This is a genomic window from Chelativorans multitrophicus, assembly GCF_011317445.1.
Lineage (GTDB): Bacteria > Pseudomonadota > Alphaproteobacteria > Rhizobiales > Rhizobiaceae > Chelativorans > Chelativorans multitrophicus.
This window is the reverse complement of record NZ_JAAAPL010000012.1, coordinates 1-21,475: the sequence shown is the minus strand read 5'-3', so window position 1 is coordinate 21,475 and position 21,475 is coordinate 1. Positions and strand designations below refer to the sequence as shown.

General features: G+C 61.9%; 15 protein-coding genes, 1 tRNA gene and 1 pseudogene. 3 read left to right on the top strand and 14 right to left on the bottom strand.

Annotated elements, in window-relative coordinates; genetic code table 11:
- Positions 1-13: 13 nt before the first annotated feature.
- Positions 14-1,033: a beta-N-acetylhexosaminidase gene (gene nagZ, locus GNP00_RS22770; RefSeq protein WP_041545385.1), complete on the bottom strand. Its 1,020-nt coding sequence runs from the start codon at positions 1,031-1,033 to the stop codon at positions 14-16.
- Positions 1,034-1,158: 125 nt separating this feature from the next.
- Between nagZ and GNP00_RS22765 the strand changes: the two genes are divergently transcribed.
- The gene (locus GNP00_RS22765) at positions 1,159-2,229 is read left to right on the top strand and encodes a serine hydrolase domain-containing protein (RefSeq protein WP_011581148.1); all 1,071 of its coding nucleotides are present in this window, start codon (positions 1,159-1,161) and stop codon (positions 2,227-2,229) included.
- A 35-nt stretch (positions 2,230-2,264) separates the two neighbouring features.
- On the opposite strand, the gene GNP00_RS22760 is transcribed toward GNP00_RS22765, so the two are convergent.
- The 3 genes from GNP00_RS22760 to GNP00_RS22750 all read right to left on the bottom strand — a co-directional run bounded on the left by GNP00_RS22760 (position 2,265) and on the right by GNP00_RS22750 (position 7,580).
- On the bottom strand, positions 2,265-4,448 hold the full coding sequence (locus tag GNP00_RS22760) for an SPOR domain-containing protein (protein ID WP_011581149.1): 2,184 nt from the start codon (positions 4,446-4,448) through the stop codon (positions 2,265-2,267).
- Between the two features lie 90 nt (positions 4,449-4,538).
- Positions 4,539-6,296, bottom strand: a complete 1,758-nt coding sequence (gene argS, locus GNP00_RS22755) for an arginine--tRNA ligase (RefSeq protein ID WP_011581150.1) — start codon at positions 6,294-6,296, stop codon at positions 4,539-4,541.
- Positions 6,297-6,359: 63 nt separating this feature from the next.
- Positions 6,360-7,580 carry a deoxyguanosinetriphosphate triphosphohydrolase gene (locus GNP00_RS22750; protein ID WP_011581151.1) on the bottom strand — a complete coding sequence of 407 codons (1,221 nt, stop codon included), beginning with the start codon at positions 7,578-7,580 and terminating at the stop codon, positions 6,360-6,362.
- Positions 7,581-7,650: 70 nt separating this feature from the next.
- Between GNP00_RS22750 and erpA the strand changes: the two genes are divergently transcribed.
- The gene (erpA, locus tag GNP00_RS22745) at positions 7,651-8,001 is read left to right on the top strand and encodes an iron-sulfur cluster insertion protein ErpA (RefSeq protein ID WP_011581152.1); all 351 of its coding nucleotides are present in this window, start codon (positions 7,651-7,653) and stop codon (positions 7,999-8,001) included.
- Positions 8,002-8,107: 106 nt separating this feature from the next.
- Positions 8,108-8,389 (top strand): annotated as a pseudogene (locus GNP00_RS22740) (transcriptional regulator).
- Between the two features lie 531 nt (positions 8,390-8,920).
- Here the strand turns inward: GNP00_RS22740 and rpoC are convergent.
- The 10 genes from rpoC to GNP00_RS22690 all read right to left on the bottom strand — a co-directional run.
- Positions 8,921-13,120: a DNA-directed RNA polymerase subunit beta' gene (rpoC, locus tag GNP00_RS22735; protein WP_011581154.1), complete on the bottom strand. Its 4,200-nt coding sequence runs from the start codon at positions 13,118-13,120 to the stop codon at positions 8,921-8,923.
- 140 nt (positions 13,121-13,260) lie between these two features.
- Positions 13,261-17,400, bottom strand: coding sequence for a DNA-directed RNA polymerase subunit beta (gene rpoB / locus GNP00_RS22730; RefSeq protein WP_011581155.1), 4,140 nt, complete (start codon positions 17,398-17,400; stop codon positions 13,261-13,263).
- A gap of 170 nt (positions 17,401-17,570) precedes the next feature.
- Positions 17,571-17,948, bottom strand: coding sequence for a 50S ribosomal protein L7/L12 (gene rplL, locus GNP00_RS22725; protein WP_011581156.1), 378 nt, complete (start codon positions 17,946-17,948; stop codon positions 17,571-17,573).
- Positions 17,949-18,002: 54 nt separating this feature from the next.
- Positions 18,003-18,521, bottom strand: coding sequence for a 50S ribosomal protein L10 (gene rplJ / locus GNP00_RS22720; RefSeq protein ID WP_011581157.1), 519 nt, complete (start codon positions 18,519-18,521; stop codon positions 18,003-18,005).
- Positions 18,522-18,862: 341 nt separating this feature from the next.
- A complete protein-coding gene (gene rplA / locus GNP00_RS22715; protein ID WP_011581158.1) occupies positions 18,863-19,561 on the bottom strand; it encodes a 50S ribosomal protein L1 in 699 nt (232 codons plus the stop codon).
- 4 nt (positions 19,562-19,565) lie between these two features.
- Complete coding sequence (gene rplK, locus GNP00_RS22710) at positions 19,566-19,994, bottom strand: 50S ribosomal protein L11 (RefSeq protein WP_011581159.1); 429 nt, start codon at positions 19,992-19,994, stop codon at positions 19,566-19,568.
- 136 nt (positions 19,995-20,130) lie between these two features.
- A complete protein-coding gene (nusG, locus tag GNP00_RS22705; protein ID WP_011581160.1) occupies positions 20,131-20,655 on the bottom strand; it encodes a transcription termination/antitermination protein NusG in 525 nt (174 codons plus the stop codon).
- 33 nt (positions 20,656-20,688) lie between these two features.
- Positions 20,689-20,892, bottom strand: a complete 204-nt coding sequence (gene secE, locus GNP00_RS22700) for a preprotein translocase subunit SecE (RefSeq protein ID WP_011581161.1) — start codon at positions 20,890-20,892, stop codon at positions 20,689-20,691.
- A gap of 232 nt (positions 20,893-21,124) precedes the next feature.
- Positions 21,125-21,200 (bottom strand) — tRNA-Trp (locus GNP00_RS22695).
- Positions 21,201-21,394: 194 nt separating this feature from the next.
- On the bottom strand, positions 21,395-21,475 hold an 81-nt coding region (locus tag GNP00_RS22690; RefSeq protein WP_484482086.1), incomplete at its 5' end, for an EF-Tu C-terminal domain-related protein.

Here is a 21,475-nt window from a genome sequence, read left to right as displayed (position 1 = left end):
CTTGTCTCGCCTTTCAGGCAATCGCTTCGAAATACGAATTGAATTCCGCGCGCGCCGCCGCCTCTTCCATTTCGTCCGGAGCAGCGAGGCAGCCGAGCGCCTTTGCCGCGCGCTCGGCAGATTTGCCCCGCAATTCCGGCACGCTTTGGGCAACGGCTCGCATTTCTTCCATCACCCCGTTGCAATGAAGGACAAGATCGCAGCCTGCGGCAAGGATTGCCTTCGCCCGGCCTGAGAAATCCCCAGAAAGCGCCTTCATGGAAACGTCATCGCTCATGAGCAGCCCGCTAAAGCCGATTTCACCGCGGATGATATCGCAGATCACGCGCGAAGAAGTGGTCGACGGGTTCTCGGGATCCACCGCCTCATAGACCACATGCGCGGTCATCGCCACCGGCAGGTCGGCAAGGGCCTTGAAGGGGAGGAAATCCCGCGCGCGCAACTCCGCGAGCGAGGCGTCGACCCGTGGCAGCGACAGATGGCTGTCCACCCCCGCCCTGCCATGGCCCGGCACATGCTTCATCACCGGCAATATGCCGCCGGCCAGCAATCCGTCGGCGGCCGCGCGCCCCAGCACCGCGACTGTCTCGGGGTCTTGGCCATAGGCGCGATTGCCGATCACATCATGAGCGCCGGGCACGGGCACGTCCAGCACCGGCAGGCAGTCCGCTGAAATCCCGTGGCTTGCAAGATCGAAAGCGTGCAGGCGCGACATCAGCCAGGTCGCGCGCAAACCAGCCTTGCGATCCGCCGCATAAAGCGCGCCGAGCGCCGCTGCATCGGGGTAGTTGGGCGCAAGAGGCGGGCGAATCCGCTGCACGCGGCCGCCCTCCTGATCGATAAAGACGGGTGCGTCGGCGCGCGCCACGCATTCGCGCATTTCCGCCACAAGATCCCGAAGCTGAGACGCCTCCGCCACATTGCGGGCAAAAAGGATAAATCCCCACGGCCGCTCATCACGGTAGAAGGCCTTCTCTTCAGGGGTGAGCCGCGTTCCGGCGGCGCCAAAGATCATTGCTTTTGATTCGCTCATGGGAGCAAGCATAGCCCGATCCGCGTGACAAGGCACGGCTGAGACCAGATTGCTGACCGCTCCGGCCGGCGGGATTGTTTCCGTCCTGCCTTGGGATTGCCAACAGCGCCATTATCTTAGTCTCCATGAAAAAGATTCTCTCCGCCCACCTGCTCCTGGTTCTTTCGCTTTCCACTGTTGCGCCTGCGGCGGCGCAATCTGGTGCTTCATCCGAAACGCAACGGCTCCAGCAGTCGCTGGCGGAGATCGTTGAGCGTGCGGAAGCACTGGAACCGCTTGAAACATTGATCGTCGCCCGGAGGGGCGAAATCATCGTCGAGGAAGCTTTTCGCGGCAACGCCACGGATGAGCCCACCAACATAAAGTCGGCATCCAAGTCGATCATCTCGGCGATGGTCGGGATAGCCGTCGACAAGGGGATTCTGGAAGGCCCCGACCAGAAGATCGCGCCACTGCTGCGGGATAAACTGCCAGAAGATCCCGATGCCCGCATGAACGATATCACGATCGGCAACCTGCTCTCCATGCAGGCCGGCCTCAGCCGTACCTCTGGCGCCAATTACGGCCGCTGGGTGGCAAGCGGCGACTGGGTGCGTGCCGCGCTTGCGGAACCCTTCGTCGCCGATCCGGGCGCCGGGATGCTCTATTCCACCGGCAACACACATCTCCTTTCGGCCATCCTCACGCGGGAGAGCGGGCGATCCACGCTTGCCCTGGCCAGGGAATGGTTTGAACCGTTGGAAGACTTTGCCATCGCCGGCTGGCACCGTGATCCGCAGGGCATCTATATGGGCGGAAACCAAATGGCTATGACGCCCAGATCGATGCTCGCATTCGGCGAGCTCTACCGCAACGGCGGCAAGGTGGGAGACCAGCAAGTACTCTCGAAAGAATGGATCGAGAAATCATGGCAGCCGCGCACGCGGTCTGTCTTTCATGACGGTCAATATGGCTATGGCTGGTTTATTGAAGACATGGCCGGCCACCGGGTGAACTATGCCTGGGGCTATGGCGGGCAAATGATCTATGTGGTGCCTGATCTCGATCTGACAGCGGTCATGACCTCGGCGGAAGATCAGCCCTCGGCGCGCAACGGCCATCGGGACGACCTTCATGACGTGATGGCCGAGATTATTAGGACCGTCGACACCGAAACGCGCCAGGCGACGGACCAAACGAACAAGCCGCCGGGGTGATCCGCGGCGGCCTGCGATTTCCCTGACTTTTCAGCCTATTTCGAAACGAAGCACGAACCGCCGGCCGACTTGAGTTGTGTGCAGAGCTGGATTGCGTCTTCCTTCGAGGAGGACGGGATACGCACCCGGTAATAAGTGCCCTTCCCTTCGATGTCCGCCTTCACGATGTTGACGCCCTTGCCCTGGAGCACGTTGCCGTAACGCTGCGCCAGCTGCTGATAGGATTTCTGTGCGTCATCCGCGCTGGGCTGGGAAGCGATCTGCACGGACCATTCGGAAGCAGCGGCGGAAGAGCTTGGAGCAGGCTGGCTTGCAAGCGCAGCTACCTGCTGCTGCTGCGCGGGCGCCGCAGGCTGTACGGGTTCCCTCTGAGGAGCCGGCGCTGCAACCTGCTGGGGCGCGATATTGCCCGGCCGCGAAGGTGGGATCGGGCCGGTCCGAGGGATGTTCTGCGCCTGCGCGCCGTCCGGAAGTACTGCGGCTCCCGCAGCTGGCGCGGCGCCGGAATCCTGCACTGAAGCCGTTTCCGCAGGCTGCGGCAGCTCGGCCGGTGTCATGCTGCCGTCCGGGCGAACGACCAGCGTGCGAACACGCCGGGGGGTCACCGCGACCAATTCCCGTTCGACGGGATCTTCCGCGGCCGTGTTTGTCAGCCGCTCCTCGACCGTTTCCGAATTGGCTGCTGGCCCCTCGCCTGCGGGAGGTGAGCCTTCGGAAGCCGTCCCGGAAGCCGCGCTCTCGGCCGGCTCCTCCAATGCCGCGAACTCGTCCTCACCCGGCAATGGTAGGTCAAGAGGCTCCTCGGTTGCGGAAACGAGGCGCGGCTGCTCGGCAGGCGCGTCGGCCTGCTCGCCGGCAACCCGCTTATAGACGGGATTCTCCTGGTTGGGGATCTGGATGCCGCCCGGATTTTCCGGCCGAACCTTTATAGGAGAGTTTTCCGCTGAAAGTAGAACGGGGTCTTCGCTCTGTCCGGAAGAAAGCGCGAAGAAGGCAACGCCTCCGAGAATCGCCACACCGCCCATGACTGCCGCTGCCATCATCAGCCGCGGCTTGTATCGCAAGCCGCTGGAGGGAGCGGGCGGTTGAACGCCTGGCATGGGCGCCAGCTGCGCCGGATCTTCATACCGACTGCTCCATTCCTGAATGGGAGCGGTTGGCTGCCACCCTGCCGCTGCGGCCGCGCCTGCGGCGCCGGCAGCGCCAGCGCCAAAACCAGCAATGAGGAAGTCATCCTCGGAATTGCTGCGGGACGAGTCGTCCTCGGCTTGAGGTGCGTCGGCCTGCTGTTCGGGGTGCTCGGCAATCTCGCCGAAAGCCCCGGCAAGAATTTCCTCGATCTCGTTCAGGTCGGATGCGGGTTTCGCCTCTTCGCGATACGAAATCTCCGGAACGTCGACCTGATCGGCTGCGGAAACAACATTCTCGGGGATTTCTACGGTATCGATTTCCGGTGGAAGGTGACTGCCGTAGCGGACCGGCGCAGTCTCCGGCTCTTCGGTCTCAAAAAACTCTTCTTCGGTATCGGGCCGGACTGCCTCGGCGTTCCAGCCGTGGTCGGCCTCGACCCGCTGCATCGGATTGAACGCCGGATTCGTCTCTTCCGCCGCATGGGAAATCTCTTCCCAGGAAGGGGCGCTGTTCCATGCCGCGTAGGGCATGGGAGCTTGTTCCTCCACCGGCTCGAATTTGGCATCCGCGAGAAAATCCGGACGTGCTGCCGCGGCCCTCGCATAATCGAACGGCACGCTCGATTCCGCCGCATCCGCTTCGTCCTCGCCCTCCGCACTTTCGGAGGATAGCTCCGGCGCATCAAAGCGGGCCGGAGTTTCCTCCTCGACGGGGGTATCCTGGTCAAAGGAAACGGCGTTCCCGTCGGCCTGCTCGTCGAAACTGCTGTCGAGCAGCGCATCGAGCGAGCGTTGGAACTCCTCGTCCATCGTTACCGGTTCGGAAAGGCTGTAACGCCAGTCCACGAGTTCGGCTTCGCTCGCCTCTTCCTGGAAGCGGCTGTCATCCGGGCTCTCGACCTGGCCGAGATTGCCCATCAGCTCGTTTTCCAGATCGAGCGCGAGGCCTTCCGCGGTTTCCGGCGTCGTCGGCCGAAGCGGCACATTGGAGCGGGGATCATGCCCCATGATACGCGTCAGTTCAGCGAAAGGATCGTCCTGCGGGAGGTCGTTCGCTTCCGAATTCTTCCTGAAAAAACTATCAGCCATCTTCCCACACCCCGGTCGGACGCCGGCACGTCTCGCTTCTATTGGCCCTACCAGGGCAATGTGGGCAAAAGGTGACAGTATTGTCTGTGATTATCGCATCTCCTCTGGGGCATCTGCTCCTACGAGCGCCAGTCCCGACCGCACGACATCACAAACAGCCTGCACCAGACCCAGCCTGGCATGTGTCAACTCTGGGTCGTTAACTTTAACAAAACGTAAGCGATCTGTCTCGCTACCACGATTCCATTGCACATGGAACTGGTTGGCAAGTTCATACAAATAAAAAGCAAGCCTGTGCGGCTCCAGCGCCTGTGCCGCGCTTTCTATCAGCCTCGGATACTCGGCAAGCTTGCGTATCAAGGCGATTTCACCTGGATCGTCCAGCCGATGCAAGGCCGCCTTCATCGCTTCGCGGTCGAATTTTCTGACGTTCAGTTGCTCGCTCGCCTGGCGGAAGACAGAATGACAGCGGGCGGAAGCATACTGGACATAAAAGACGGGGTTATCCTTCGACTGTTCTGTCACCTTCGCGAAATCGAAGTCCAGCGGCGCATCGCTCTTCCGGTACAGCATCATGAAGCGCACCGCATCGCGGCCGACTTCATCGATCACGTCGCGCAGCGTTACGAATTCACCGGCCCGCTTGGACATGCGCACCGGCTCGCCGTTGCGGAAAAGCTTGACGAGCTGGCAGAGCAGCACGGTCAGATGCAGTTTGCCCTCGGAAATGGCCCGGGCGAGCGCCTCCAGGCGCTTCACATACCCGCCATGGTCCGCGCCCAGCACATAGATCAGGTGCTCAAAACCCCGGCTATATTTATCCTTCATATAGGCCACATCGGCGGCGAAATAGGTGAATGTGCCATCCGACTTGATCAAGGGCCGGTCGATATCATCCCCGACATCGGTGGACCGGAAGAGCGTCTGCTCCCGGTCCTCCCAATCCTCGAGAACCTGGCCCTTGGGCGGCGGCAGCTTGCCTTTGTAGACATGGCCCTTCAGCGTCAGGTCGTTGATCGCCGAGCGGATGGTCCCGCCATTGCCGGCGTGCAGCGAGCGCTCGGAGAAGAACACGTCATGGTGCACGTTGAGCGCGGCCAGATCCTCGCGGATCATGGCCATCATGGCGTCGATCGCCGTGTCCTTCGCGATTTTCAGCGCTTCTTCGGCCGGCCTTTCCAGAAGCTTGGTGCCATATTCATCCGCGAGCGCCTTGCCCACCGGCTTGAGGTAGTCGCCGGGATAGAGCCCTTCGGGAATCTGGCCGATATCCTCGCCCAGCGCCTCCCTATAGCGCATGAGGACGGAACGCCCGAGCACGTCGATCTGCGCGCCCGCATCGTTGATGTAGTATTCCCGCGTCACATCATAGCCGGCAAAGGCAAGGAGATTGGAAAGCGCATCCCCGACAACGGCGCCGCGGCAGTGGCCCACATGCATCGGCCCGGTCGGATTGGCCGAGACATATTCGACATTGACCTTGTGCCCGTTGCCCATTTTCGAGCGCCCGTAGTCGCCGGCCAGAAGCAGCATCTCGCCGAGCCGCGCATGCCAGAAGCCATTTCCGAGCCTCAAATTGACGAATCCCGGGCCGGCCACGCTCGCCTCGGCCACGTCAGGATCCTCGGCCAGGGCAGCAGCAAGCCGCTCTCCAAGGGCGCGCGGATTTTCGCCAACCGCCTTCGACAGCACCATTGCCGCATTGGTTGCGATGTCGCCATGGCTCGGATCGCGCGGCGGCTCGACGGCAACACGCGACAGATCGAGCTCTCCGCCTTCCTTCGGCTTCAGCTCCAGTGCCTTCACGGCGTTGATGATCCGATCGGAAAAATCGGCAAAAATGTTCATGGACCCGGTCCTGGAAATTAATTTCGGTGCTGCGGCGTCTGGCCGCGAGCCAGCCGCCTGCGCCTAACGCAAATCCGGGGTGCGGTCAAATAGGCGTTCGTATTCCTTGAGCGCGTAGGTGTCGGTCATCCCTGCCAAAAAGTCCGCCACGTCGCGCGCCTTGATGCGCTCTTCGGCACGGTCGAGTCCTTCGCGCCAGCCTTCCGGCATCTCCCGCGGGTCGGCGAAATAGGCGTCGAAAAGGTCCCGCACGACGCGATCCGCCAGCCGCCGCACGGAGAGAACCGAGGGATGGCGATAAAGATTGCGGTAAAGAAAGGCTTTCAGTTCCTTTTCTTCCGACGCCATTTCCCCCGAAAACGTAACGATGGTGCGCCCGGCCTCATGCACGTCCTCCGTCGAACGGGGTTTCAGCGCCTCGATGTTCGTCTTGGCCGTTGTGATCACGTCCTCCACCATTACGGTGATCTGCCGGCGCATAAGCTCATGGCCTGTGCGCACCGGGTCGAGATGCGGGTAGCGCTCCCTCACCGCTTTCAGGATGCCGCCCGGCAGCCTCACCTCCTCCAGCATGCCAAGCGTCAGCAATCCTGCGCGCAGCCCATCATCGATATCGTGGGCGTTGTAGGCAATATCATCAGCGATTGCAGCGCATTGGGCTTCGATGCTCGCAAAACGGTGTAACTCGAGGTCATGCAGTTGCGAGTAATGCAGGATGGCCGGCGGCACGGGCTCCTTCAGGCCGTTTCCCGCCGCGTCCGTAAGCGGGCCATTGTGCTTTACCAAGCCCTCCAGCGTTTCCCAACTCAGGTTAAGCCCGTCAAACTCCGCGTATCTGCGCTCCAGCCTCGTTACGATCCTGAGAGACTGCGCATTATGATCGAAGCCGCCCCAGGGCGCCATTTTCTCGTTCAGCGCATCCTCGCCCGTATGGCCGAAAGGCGTATGGCCGAAATCATGCACGAGCGCGATCGCCTCTGCCAGGTCTTCGTCGCAGCGGAGCGCGCGCGCCAAAGCGCGGGCGATTTGCGCCACCTCGATGGAATGGGTGAGCCGGGTGCGGTAATGGTCGCCCTCATGGGCGATGAAGACTTGCGTCTTGTGCTTCAGCCTCCGGAACGCAGTTGAATGGATGATGCGGTCGCGATCGCGCTGAAACGGCGTGCGCGTGGGACTTTCAGGCTCCGGGTAGAAGCGGCCGCGCGACCGGGCGGGATCGCAGGCATAGACTGCGCGAGGCCTGTAGCCGAAACCGATGCCGTCGAGATTTGCCGAATCTGCCATCGCCTGCGCATGTTGACTCGCCGCCTCCCCGTTCATACCTATCTGGTGTCGACGAAAGCAAGGTGAACCCATGGGCATCGATGCCAGGACGGAGATGAAGGGAATCGAATTGACCGATGCCGCGGCTAGACGGATCGTCAAGATTCTCGCCGCGGAACCGGATAAGACGGCGCTTCGCGTCTCCATCGAAGGTGGCGGCTGCTCGGGCTTTTCTTACAAGTTCGATCTCGTGGACAGCCGCAACGATGACGATCTCGTCATCGAGAAGGATGGCGCCACGGTGCTGATCGACGATCTCTCCCTCGTCTATATGGGCGGTTCGGTCATCGATTTTGTCGATGACCTGATCGGGCAATCGTTTCAGATCAGGAATCCGAATGCCGTGGCCTCCTGCGGCTGCGGAACCAGCTTTTCCATTTAAACAGTTATAGCGGCCGTCGGCTTGGCCGATGCCTTGCCCCGCTCCTCTCTCGCCATAAATTCCGCAAACGGCGGCTCGCGAGGGGGAGCAGAACCGGAGCGTACCAATGAACGACAATGATAGCCCGCCCGTCACCATCATTACGGGCCGCGTCTGACGGGAGCAGGGCAAGGCCAGCGAAGGCGTGCATGTCATGCTCACCGCGCCCGACGACGATACCGCCGTGCGGCTGGCACTCGAAGCGCTTGCCCAGGAAGGCTACGCTGAGGCCGAGCTCGACCAGATCGGCGAAATGGAAGGTGCGCCCGATGAGGAGCCGCATCTTTCCGCCTGGCAGGGCGCCACTGAGGGTGAGATCGCCATCGTCACCTTTGACGAGAAAGACTAAGCATCCATGTTCATTCTAACCGTTCGCCGTGCTGCGGATCGGTTTGATGCGGTGAATACCGTAACTAGAAATCCCAGTCATCGTCGGCGTTGTGCCCGGAGGCAATTTTTCTGACCTCCGTAATCGTACCGAAGACTGCGTTCTTGCTTCGAGCTGCCGCCGCCTCCCGTCGGATGCACTCCGCCATTCCGCCGGTGCCACTGCGAAATCCATAAGTCGCGCATCGATTGGCATAATAGGCCGAGATGGTTTCTGGCCTGGCGTAACTGAACCACTCCGGTGATTCTGGTTTAAGGAAACTCTCAGTAGACACACAGCCAGAGCATAGCAACGAAATCAGCATAATATAGAATTTACCGAATTCCCTCAAAGCAATTGATCCTATTCATAATTTATATTTCTAATCAATGGCTTTTATTTAATCATACTATACTCAAATAATGAAATTGGTTAATCGAATTTCGGTTCTGTTGTTGCACAAAAAAGCCGCCGGCGAAAACCGGCGGCTTTTTTCGATGCTGGTGCCTGCGCTTACTCGGCCGGCTGTCCGGCCATGTCGGCAATGGCGGGATTGGCCATTTCCACGCCCGATTCCTTGCGCCGCTCGTCGAGGATGAGATCGTCGCGCGAGCGGGCAATGCGCCGGATCTGCGCCATGGCGCCGCCGGTGCCTGCCGGGATGAGGCGGCCGACGATGACGTTCTCCTTCAGGCCCTGCAGCGTATCGATCTTGCCCGCGACAGCGGCCTCGGTCAGCACGCGCGTCGTCTCCTGGAAGGAGGCGGCGGAGATGAAGGACGGCGTCTGCAGCGAGGCCTTGGTGATGCCGAGCAGCACCGGCTGGCCTTCCGCAGGCTTCTTGCCCTCTTCCACCAAGCGGTCGTTCACCTCGTCAAACTCGACCTGATCCACGTGGTCGCCGGGGATGTAGGTCGAATCGCCCTGAGCCGTGATCTCGACCTTCTGCAGCATCTGGCGGACGATCACCTCGATGTGCTTGTCGTTGATCAACACGCCCTGGAGCCGGTAGACTTCCTGGATCTCGTTGACGAGGTAGGAGGCCAGCGCCTCCACGCCCTTGATCGCCAGGATGTCGTGCGGCGCCGGATTGCCGTCGAGGATGAAGTCGCCCTTCTCGATGACGTCGCCGTCCTGCAGGTGGAACGGCTTGCCCTTCGGGATGAGATACTCCACCGGCTCCAAAGTGGAGTCATGCGGCTCGATGATGATGCGGCGCTTGTTCTTGTAGTCGCGGCCGAAACGCACCGTACCGTCGATCTCAGCGATGATGGCATGGTCCTTCGGGCGCCGCGCTTCGAAGAGCTCGGCCACACGCGGCAGACCACCGGTGATGTCCTTGGTGCGCGCGCTTTCGGTCGGGATACGGGCCACAACGTCGCCCGGCCTGACCTTCGCGCCCGAATCCACCGACAGAACCGTCTCCACCGAGAGCAGGAAGCGGGCATCGCCGCCACGGGCGAGCTTTGCCACCTTGCCCTTGGAGTCGAGGATCGTGATCGCCGGCTTCAGGTCCGAACCGCGCGGCGTGGACCGCCAGTCGATGACCTCGCGCTTGGTGATGCCGGTGGATTCGTCGGTCGTCTCCTGCACGGAGATGCCGTCCACCAGATCCTCGAAGGCCACTGTGCCTTCCACTTCCGTCAGCATCGGGCGGGTGTACGGGTCCCACTCGGCGATGCGCTGGCCGCGCTTCACCTTGTCGCCATCGTCCACGAAGATGCGCGAACCATAGGTGACCTTGTGCGACGCACGCTCCGCGCCTGCTTCGTCCAGGATCAGCACTGCCATGTTGCGGCCCATGACGACGAGATGGCCGTCCGAGTTGCGCACCACGTTGCGGTTGCGGATCTTTACCGTGCCCTCGAAGGAGGCTTCGAGGAACGACTGGTCCACGACCTGTGCCGTGCCGCCCATGTGGAAGGTACGCATGGTGAGCTGCGTGCCCGGCTCGCCGATGGACTGCGCGGCGATAACGCCGACAGCCTCGCCGATATTGACAGGCGTGCCGCGCGCCAGATCGCGGCCATAGCAGACCGCGCAGACGCCCGTGCGCACTTCGCAGGTCAGCGCCGAACGGATACGAACGGTCTGGATGCCGGCAGCCTCGATCGCCTCCACGTCCCGCTCATCGATGAGCCGGCCGGCTTGGACGATGACCTCGCCCGTGGCCGGATTCACCACATCGTCAAGCGCCGTGCGGCCCAGAACACGCTGGCCGATGGACGCCACGACCTGGCCGGCATCAACGATGGGCTGCATGGTTAGCCCCTTGTCGGTGCCGCAATCGGGGGTGACCACGATGCAATCCTGCGCCACGTCGACGAGGCGGCGGGTCAGGTAACCCGAGTTCGCCGTCTTCAGCGCGGTGTCGGCAAGACCCTTACGTGCGCCGTGGGTGGAGTTGAAGTACTCCATCACGGTCAGGCCTTCCTTGAAGTTCGAGATGATCGGCGTCTCGATGATGGAGCCGTCCGGGCGTGCCATCAGGCCGCGCATGCCGGCGAGCTGGCGCATCTGCGCGGGCGAGCCGCGGGCGCCCGAATGCGACATCATATAGATCGAGTTCATCTGCTTCTGACGACCGCTGTCGTCGAACTCGATCGCCTTGATGCGCTTCATCATCTCGTCGGCGACACGCTCCGAGCACTTGGCCCAGGCGTCGACCACCTTGTTGTACTTCTCGCCCTGCGTGATCAGACCGTCATTGTACTGCTGCTCGTATTCCTTCGCGAGCGCCTCGGTCTCGGCGATCAGCTTCGCCTTCGTCTCCGGGATCACCATATCGTCCTTGCCGAAGGAGATTCCCGCCTTGCACGCATGGCTGAAGCCCAGCGCCATGATGCGGTCGCAGAAGATAACCGTCTCCTTCTGGCCGCAATGGCGATAGACCGTGTCGATCATCTTGGAGATGTTCTTCTTGGTCAGCTCCTGATTGCAGATGTCGAAGGGCACATTGTGGTTCTTCGGCAGAAGCTCGCCGATGATCATCCGGCCAGGCGTGGTCTCGTAGATCATCGAGACGGGATTGCCGTTCTCGTCCACGGTCTTGTACCGGCCCTTGATCTTGCTGTGCAGCGTGACGACCTTCGTCTCCAGCGCATGCTGCAGCTCGCCCATATCGGCGAACACCATCCCCTCGCCCGGCTCGTTCTGGTTCATGATGGACAGGTAATAGAGTCCCAGAACCATGTCCTGCGAAGGCACGATGATCGGTGCGCCGGAAGCCGGGTGCAGGATGTTGTTGGTGGACATCATCAGGACGCGCGCTTCGAGCTGCGCTTCGAGCGACAGCGGCACGTGCACGGCCATCTGGTCACCGTCGAAGTCGGCGTTGAAGGCCGTGCAGACGAGCGGATGCAGCTGGATCGCCTTGCCCTCTATCAGGATTGGCTCGAAGGCCTGGATGCCCAACCGGTGCAGCGTCGGCGCGCGGTTCAGGAGCACCGGATGCTCACGGATGACCTCGTCGAGGATATCCCAGACTTCCGGCTTTTCCTTCTCGACCAGCTTCTTGGCCTGCTTGACCGTCGAGGAATAGCCCTTGGCGTCAAGCCTCGCATAGATGAACGGCTTGAACAGCTCCAGCGCCATCTTCTTCGGCAGGCCGCACTGGTGCAGCTTCAGCTCCGGGCCGGTCACGATGACCGAACGGCCCGAATAGTCGACGCGCTTGCCGAGCAGGTTCTGCCGGAAGCGGCCCTGCTTGCCCTTCAGCATATCCGACAGCGACTTCAGCGGACGCTTGTTGGCGCCCGTGATCACGCGGCCCCGGCGGCCATTGTCGAACAGAGCGTCGACGGCCTCCTGCAGCATGCGCTTCTCGTTGCGAATGATGATGCCCGGCGCCTTGAGCTCGATCAGCCGCTTCAGGCGGTTGTTGCGGTTGATGACGCGGCGGTAAAGATCATTGAGATCCGAGGTCGCGAAGCGGCCGCCGTCGAGCGGCACCAGCGGGCGCAGATCCGGCGGAATGACCGGGATGATCTTCATGACCATCCACTCCGGCTTGTTGCCGGATTCCAGGAAGTTCTCCACGACCTTCAGCCGCTTCAAAAGCTTCTTCTGCTTCAGGTCCGAAGTCGTCGAAGCAAGCTCGGAGCGAAGATCGCCGGCGATCTTCTCCAGTTCCATGCTGGCGAGCAGGTGATGAATGGCCTCCGCGCCGATCATGGCGGTGAAGGAATCCTCGCCATACTCGTCGACGGCCATCATGTACTCCTCTTCGGAGAGGAGCTGGTTCTGCTTGAGCGCGGTCAGGCCCGGCTCGGTCACGATATAGTTCTCGAAATAGAGAACGCGCTCGATATCCTTGAGCGTCATGTCGAGCAGCGTGCCGATGCGCGAGGGCAGCGACTTAAGGAACCAGATATGGGCAACGGGCGCGGCGAGTTCGATATGCCCCATGCGCTCGCGGCGCACGCGCGACAGCGTCACTTCCACGCCGCACTTCTCGCAGATGACGCCCTTATATTTCATACGCTTGTACTTGCCGCACAAGCACTCATAATCCTTGATCGGGCCGAAGATGCGCGCGCAGAAAAGGCCGTCCCGCTCCGGCTTGAAGGTGCGGTAGTTGATCGTTTCCGGCTTTTTGATCTCGCCGTAGGACCAGGACAGGATCTTCTCCGGACTCGCGAGCGAAATCCGGATGGAATCGAAGGTCTGTGCCGGCGCCTGAGGGTTGAACAGGTTCATGACCTCTTGGTTCATGCCGATCTCCTTTACGGGACTTCGCGTCCCTTAATCACAGTGCGATGGCGGCTTCCGGCGGCTAGCGAGCCTCGTGTCGCGAAAGCCCTTCCATCAGGGGTCTTGCACGCCGCGGACGGACCGCGGCGTGCCGGTATTTGCTATTCGGCGGCTTCCGGCAGCTGCGCCGGCGGCGTGTCGAAGCGCGAGGAATTCTCCAGCTCCACATTGAGCCCCAGCGAGCGCATCTCCTTGACGAGAACGTTGAAGCTTTCGGGAATGCCCGCTTCGAACGTATCGTCGCCGCGTACAATGGCCTCGTAGACCTTGGTTCGGCCGGCCACGTCGTCGGACTTGACCGTGAGCATCTCCTGCAGCGTGTAGGCAGCGCCGTAAGCTTCGAGCGCCCACACCTCCATCTCGCCGAAGCGCTGGCCGCCGAACTGCGCCTTGCCGCCCAGCGGCTGCTGGGTGACGAGCGAGTACGGGCCGATGGAACGCGCGTGGATCTTGTCATCCACCAGGTGGTGAAGCTTGAGCATATAAATGTAGCCCACAGTCACTTTGCGGTCGAACTCCTCGCCGGTGCGCCCGTCATAGAGCGTCACCTGCCCGCTTGAGTTGAGGCCCGCTTCCTCCAGCATCTCGTTGATGTCGGATTCATGCGCGCCGTCGAAAACGGGCGTTGCGATGGAGACGCCGCGGCGCAACTGCTCACTCAGCCGCACGACACTTTCGTCATCGTACTGGCGGACGGGCTCGTTGCGGTCATTGTCCGGGATCAGCGATTCGATCTTGGCCCGGAGCGGCTTGATGTCGCCTGCCTCCTTATAGGCATCGATCAGCTCGCCGATCTGCCGGCCCATGCCCGCGCACGCCCAGCCCAGATGCGTTTCGAGGATCTGCCCCACATTCATGCGCGAGGGCACGCCGAGCGGATTGAGCACGATATCCACATGCGTGCCGTCCTCCAGGAACGGCATGTCCTCGATCGGCACGATCCTGGACACAACACCCTTGTTGCCGTGGCGGCCGGCCATCTTGTCTCCGGGCTGCATCTTGCGCTTTACGGCCACGAAGACCTTGACCATCTTCATGACACCGGGAGGCATCTCGTCGCCGCGCTGCACCTTCTCGACCTTGTCCATGAAGCGCTGCTGCAGCGCGTTCTTGGATTCGTCGTACTGGGCGCGAAGCGCCTCGAGCTCGCTTTGCAGCTTCTCGTCCTCAACGGCGAACTGCCACCATTGCGAACGGGGATACTCGCCGAGAAGTTCCTTCGTCAGCGCACCGCCCTTCTTGAAGCCCTTGGGCCCGGCGATCGCTTCCTTGCCGATCAGCATTTCAGAAAGGCGCGCATAGACGTTGCGGTCGAGAATCGACTGCTCGTCGTCGCGGTCCTTGGCGAGCCGCTCGATCTCCTCGCGCTCGATCGCCATGGCGCGCTCGTCCTTCTCCACCCCGTGGCGGTTGAAGACACGCACCTCCACCACCGTCCCGTAGGTGCCGGGCGGCATGCGCATGGACGTATCGCGGACGTCGGACGCCTTCTCGCCGAAGATGGCGCGCAGCAGCTTCTCCTCCGGCGTCATCGGGCTTTCGCCCTTCGGCGTGATCTTGCCCACCAGGATGTCGCCCGGCTGCACTTCCGCGCCGATATAGACGATGCCCGCCTCATCGAGATTCTTCAGCGCTTCTTCCGACACGTTCGGAATGTCGCGCGTGATCTCCTCAGGCCCGAGCTTCGTGTCGCGCGCCATGACCTCGAACTCCTCGATGTGAATCGAGGTGAAGATGTCGTCGCGCACGATGCGCTCGGAGAGCAGGATGGAGTCCTCGTAGTTGTAGCCGTTCCACGGCATGAAGGCCACGAGCACGTTCCGGCCGAGCGCCAGATCGCCCAGGTCCGTTGACGGACCGTCGGCGATGATGTCGCCCTTGTTGATCAGATCGCCCACGCGAACCAGCGGACGCTGGTTGATGCAGGTGTTCTGGTTGGAGCGCTGGAACTTCTGCAGCCGGTAGATATCAACGCCCGACTGGGAGGCATCCACGTCTTCCGTGGCACGGATAACGATACGGGTTGCGTCCACCTGGTCGACGACGCCGGTCCTGCGGGCCGCGATGGCCGCGCCGGAATCACGGGCCACCACCGGCTCCATGCCAGTGCCCACGAAGGGCGCCTCGGCCCGCACCAGAGGCACGGCCTGACGCTGCATGTTGGAGCCCATGAGAGCGCGGTTGGCGTCGTCATTCTCGAGGAACGGGATGAGCGCCGCGGCGACCGAGACGAGCTGCTTCGGCGAGACGTCCATCAGGTCGACGTTCTCGCGCGGCGCCATGATCACTTCGCCGGCGTGACGGCAGACCACGAACTCGTCGGCAAAGCCGCCATTCTCGTCAATCGTGGCGTTGGCCTGGGCCACATAGTGCTTGGCCTCCTCCATCGCCGAGAGATAAACCACCTCTTCCGTCACCTTGCCGTCCACGATCTTACGGTACGGCGTCTCGATGAAGCCGTATTTGTTGACGCGGGCAAAGGTGGCAAGCGAATTGATCAGGCCGATATTCGGACCTTCCGGCGTTTCGATCGGGCAGATGCGGCCGTAATGCGTCGGGTGCACGTCGCGCACCTCGAAGCCGGCGCGCTCGCGGGTCAGGCCGCCCGGTCCAAGCGCCGAGAGGCGGCGCTTGTGGGTGATCTCCGACAGCGGGTTCGTCTGGTCCATGAACTGCGAGAGCTGCGAGGAGCCGAAGAACTCGCGTACGGCGGCGGCCGCCGGTTTCGCGTTGATCAGGTCCTGCGGCATGACCGTGTCGATCTCGATCGACGACATACGCTCCTTGATGGCGCGCTCCATGCGCAGGAGACCCAGGCGGTACTGGTTCTCCATCAGCTCGCCCACCGAGCGCACGCGGCGGTTGCCGAGATTGTCGATGTCGTCGATCTCGCCCTTGCCGTCGCGCAGCTCGACCAGGGTCCTCACGACCGCCACCATATCCTCGCTGCGCAGCACGCGCACGGTGTCCGGGCAGTCGAGCTCAAGCCGCATGTTCATTTTCACGCGGCCCACGGCCGAGAGATCGTAGCGCTCGGCATCGAAGAACAGCGAGTGGAACATGGCCTCGGCCGTCTCCAGCGTCGGCGGCTCACCCGGGCGCATTACCCGGTAGATATCGAAGAGCGCGTCCTGGCGGCTCTCGTTCTTGTCGGCAACCAGCGTGTTGCGGATATAGCCGCCGATATTGACGTGGTCGATGTCGAGGAATTTCACCTCGTTGCCCGCCGTCTCCAGCAGAATCTTCAGCGTCTTCTCGTCGATCTCGTCGCCGGCTTCGAGGAAGATCTCGCCCGTCTTCATATTGACGATATCCTCGGCGAGATAGTTGCCGAGCAGGTCGTCCTCGGTGGCGCGGATCGCCTTCAGCCCCTTGTCAGCGAGCTGGCGCGCCATGCGCGCGGTCATCTTCTTGCCGGCCTCGAGCACCACCTCGCCCGTGTCGGCGTCAATGATGTCGGCGGTGGCCTTCATGCCGCGGAAGCGCTCGGCCGAAAACGGCACGCGCCAGTTGTCGCCGTCACGGATGAAGGTGAGCTTATTGTAGAAGGTGGAGAGGATTTCCTCGCCATCCATGCCCAGCGCCATGAGCAGCGACGTCACCGGGATCTTGCGCCGGCGGTCGATACGCGCATAGACGATGTCCTTGGCGTCGAACTCGATGTCTAGCCACGAGCCGCGATAGGGGATCACGCGGGCGGCGAAGAGCAGCTTGCCGCTCGAATGGGACTTGCCCTTGTCGTGATCGAAGAAGACGCCCGGAGAACGGTGCATCTGCGAAACGATCACGCGCTCGGTGCCGTTGATGATGAAGGTGCCGTTGTCCGTCATGAGCGGCATGTCGCCCATATAGACGTCCTGCTCCTTGATGTCCTTGATGGACTTGGAGCCCGTATCCTCATCGATATCGAACACGATCAGGCGCAGCGTCACCTTCAGCGGCGCCGCATAGGTGAGGTCGCGCTGACGGCACTCTTCCGTGTCGAATTTCGGGGCCTCGAACTCGTATTTCACGAATTCGAGCATCGCCGTACCGGCGAAATCCGAGATCGGGAACACCGACTTGAAGACTGCCTGCAATCCCTCGTCGGGGCGCCCGCCCTGGGGCTCCTCGACCATGAGGAATTGGTCATAGGATGCTTTCTGAACCTCGATGAGGTTCGGCATCTCCGCAACTTCCGGAATCTTCCCGAAAAACTTGCGTACGCGCCTGCGACCGTTGAATGTCTGGGTCTGGGCCATCGTCGCTCCTTGCCTGCCGCTTGCCTGCTACGGGCCGCCCGTAAGCGGCCATTCTAAACGGGGAAAAACCCATTTCCTGAAAGCCGCTACCGGCCTTCAGGAAAAAGGTTTCCCGTCCCCCTTTTCCGCTTGGCCCGCGGGCGGTGACCCGCCCGCGGATCCTGCGGAGCTTACTTCAACTCGACCTTGGCGCCTGCACCTTCGAGCTGGGCCTTGATCTTCTCGGCCTCGTCCTTGGCAACGCCTTCCTTGACCGGCTTCGGCGCGCCCTCGACCAGGTCCTTGGCCTCTTTCAGGCCGAGACCGGTGATCGCGCGCACTTCCTTGATCACGTTGATCTTCTGGGCGCCGGCATCAGCCAGCACGACGTCGAACTCGGTCTTCTCCTCGGCAGCCGCCGCCGGGGCAGCAGCGCCACCGGCCGCAGCAACGGCAACCGGAGCCGCCGCGGAGACGCCCCACTTCTCTTCCAGCATTTTCGAAAGCTCGGCCGCCTCGAGGACGGTGAGGCTCGAGAGGTCTTCAACGATCTTCGCAAGATCAGCCATTTTTCATTTCCTTTAAAGTTCGAACAGTGTTGTTTCTGGTGGTGAGGAACCGCCTCACGCCGCTTCGTCCTTCCGGGCATAGGCGCCAACGACGCGGGCAAGCTGGCCCGCCGGAGCGTTGACGATCTGTGCGATCCGGGTTGCCGGCGTTTGAATCATGCCGACGATCTTTGCCCTGAGCTCGTCCAGCGAAGGCAGCGAGGCAAGTGCCTTCACGCCTTCCGCATCGAGCGCGGTCGCGCCCATTGCGCCGCCGAGGATGACAAGATTGTCATTGCCCTTGGCGAACTCGCTGGCGATCTTCGGAGCAGCAACCGGATCATCCGAATAGGCAATCAGGGTCTGCCCCTGGAACAGGGCCTGAATGCCTTCGGATGGAGTGCCCTGAAGAGCGATCTTGGCGAGACGGTTCTTCGCGACCTTGACGCTCCCGCCCGCCGCACGCATCTTCGACCTGAGGTCGTTCATCTGCGCGACGGTGAGACCGGCATATGTTGCCACGACCACTGATCCGGTGTTCTGGAACACCTGATTCAGGCTCGCGACGAATTCGCGTTTTTCCGCTCTCTCCACAGCCTTCTCCAGTTAACGGCGCCTCACGCGAGTGCTGCGCCGGGTTGCCTTTTGCCGGCCGGGCTTTCCTTCAAGGATCGCCCGAACGACGCTCGAGGATCCTGCCCCCTTCCGACGCCGCCCGGACGGACGACATGCAAAAGGCCAACACGGTTCGAACCTTTCATCGGCCTGGACCTTCCCAGGCTTTTGTCCGGTCTCACCCGTCTCATGCAGGCCCTTCATCAGAATTAAGGCGAGCCGCCTGCAATCTCGGACAGGATTTCCGGAGGTATCCCTCCGGATCCGGGCCGCTTCCGGCCCGAACAAGGGCGGGGAGGAACATCCTCCCCGCAAACTCTTTACGATGCCGCCAGTGTCGACGGATCGATCTTGAGGCCGGGACCCATCGTCGACGTGATCGAGACACGCTTCAGATAGTTGCCCTTGGCTCCCGAAGGCTTGGCCTTGATCACCGCATCGGCAAACGCACGCACATTCTCGGCGATGGCGTTCTCGTCGAACGAGACCTTGCCGACGCCGGCATGCACGATGCCCGCCTTCTCGACGCGGAACTCGACCGCCCCGCCCTTGGAAGCCTTGACGGCCGCCGCGACATCGGTCGTGACGGTGCCGACCTTCGGGTTCGGCATCAGGCCACGGGGACCGAGCACCTTGCCCAGACGGCCGACCAGCGGCATCATGTCCGGCGTCGCGATGCAGCGGTCGAAATTGATCTCGCCCTTCTGCACGGTTTCCACCAGGTCTTCCGCGCCGACGATATCAGCACCCGCAGCCTTCGCTTCGTCCGCCTTGTCGCCCTTGGCGAAGACAGCGACGCGCACCGAGCGGCCAGTGCCGTTCGGCAGATTGACGACGCCGCGCACCATCTGGTCCGCATGGCGCGGATCGACGCCGAGATTCATCGCAACTTCGATGGTCTCGTCGAACTTTGCGGTCGCCCGCTCCTTGATCACCTTCACCGCCTCGTCCAGAGGATAGAAGCGGTTGCGGTCGATGCCCTCGCGGCCCTTGGCCACGCGCTTGGAAATCTTCGCCATCGCCTTACCCTACAACCTCGAGGCCCATGGAACGGGCGGAGCCTTCCACCATGCGCATGGCGGCTTCCACATCGTTCGCGTTCAGATCCTTCATCTTCGTCTCGGCGATCTCGCGCACCTTGGCTCGCGAAATCTGGCCCGCGGACTGCTTGCCCGGCTCCTTCGATCCCGACTTCAGGTTCGCCGCCTTCTTGAGGAAGTAGCTCACCGGCGGGGTCTTCATGGTGAAGGTGAACGACTTATCCTGGTAGTAGGTTATGACCACCGGGATGGGCGAGCCCTTCTCCAAGTCCTGGCTCTGCGCGTTGAACGCCTTGCAGAACTCCATGATATTGATGCCACGCTGACCAAGCGCAGGGCCGATCGGAGGCGACGGCGTGGCCGACCCCGCGGGAACCTGAAGCTTGAGCTGGCCTGCAATTTTCTTAGCCATCTCTCATCTGCCTCGTCATTTGCCGGCTTCCCTCAGCGGAAAAGGCCGGCGGTTGCAGTCTGGTGGTGCGGAACCCGGCCGCCGGCTACGCGGCCCGTCCCTTCCACCGGTTCGTTCCGGAAACCGGAACCGCCGGTCAGGTCTTCTCGACCTGACCGAACTCCAGATCGACGGGCACCGCGCGCCCGAAGATCGAAACTTCCACCTTGAGCCGCGACCGCTCCTCATCCACTTCCTGCACGAAGCCATTGAAGGAAGCGAACGGACCATCGGAAACGCGCACCTGCTCGCCGATCTCGAAGGTCACGGAAGGCTTCGGGCGCTCCACGCCCTCCTGAACCTGCGTCAGGATACGCTGCGCCTCCGCCTCGGTGATCGGCACGGGTTTGGAATCGCCCAGGAAGCCCGTCACCTTCGGCGTATTCTTGATCAGCGAGAACACGGCGTCTGTCAGATCGGCCTTCACCAGCACATAGCCGGGGAAAAACTTACGCTCGGCATCCACCTTGCGGCCGCGGCGGACCTCGACCACCTTCTCGGTGGGCACCACCACATTCTCGATCAGATTGGATAGCCCCTTCTGGCGCGCCTGCTCCTCGATCGATTCAGCGACCTTCTTCTCAAAATTCGAATAAGCATGGACGATGTACCAACGCGCCATCTAAAAGTAACTCCCTTCCTTGCCGGATGACTTTCAGGCGCCGATTCCGAGAATCAGCTCGATTGCCCATGCCATGAGCTGGTCAGCGGCAAAGAAAAAAATCGCAGCCAAAGCGGCAAAAGCCAGCACCATCACGGTGGAGATAAGTGTCTCCCGGCGCGAGGGCCAGGTTACCTTCGCCGTCTCCGACCGAACCTGCTGAAGAAAAGTAAAAGGGTTGGTGGTCCTAGAGGCCATCTATCGCTCTTTTTTGTTGAAGCATCCGGGGAAAATCCCGGTCCTGCACCGGCCGCAACCCTCACCGCAATACGAAGGGCCGGCGAATCGCCATTCTTCGCACATACGACAAGGGCGCGTAAAGCTGCTCCCCAGCTTCACGCACCGCCTACTTGCGCCCTACATAGTTCCGATTCCTCCCACGCGCAAGTGCCTTATTCACGGAGCTCGCGAACCAATGAAGACGGGAGGGTGGCAGGGGCAGAGGGGCTCGAACCCCCGACCTGCGGTTTTGGAGACCGCCGCTCTACCAACTGAGCTATACCCCTATCGGGCCTCGAAGGGCCGCTTTCGAGCATGCCTTCTAGTGCGTGTTTGCGTGCTTGCCAAGCCCATTTCTAGCGTCTCCAGCCGCTATTCGCCGCCGTGACGCGCCTCATATGGAAAGCGTGGCCGCCGCTATCAACACTAAAAAGAAAGGGCAGCCGAAGCTGCCCTTCCAAACGGGAAATCCGCTGCCTCTTTACTCTGTGATGCTGGCGACGATGCCGGCCCCGACGGTGCGGCCGCCTTCGCGGATGGCGAAGCGCAGGCGCTCCTCCAT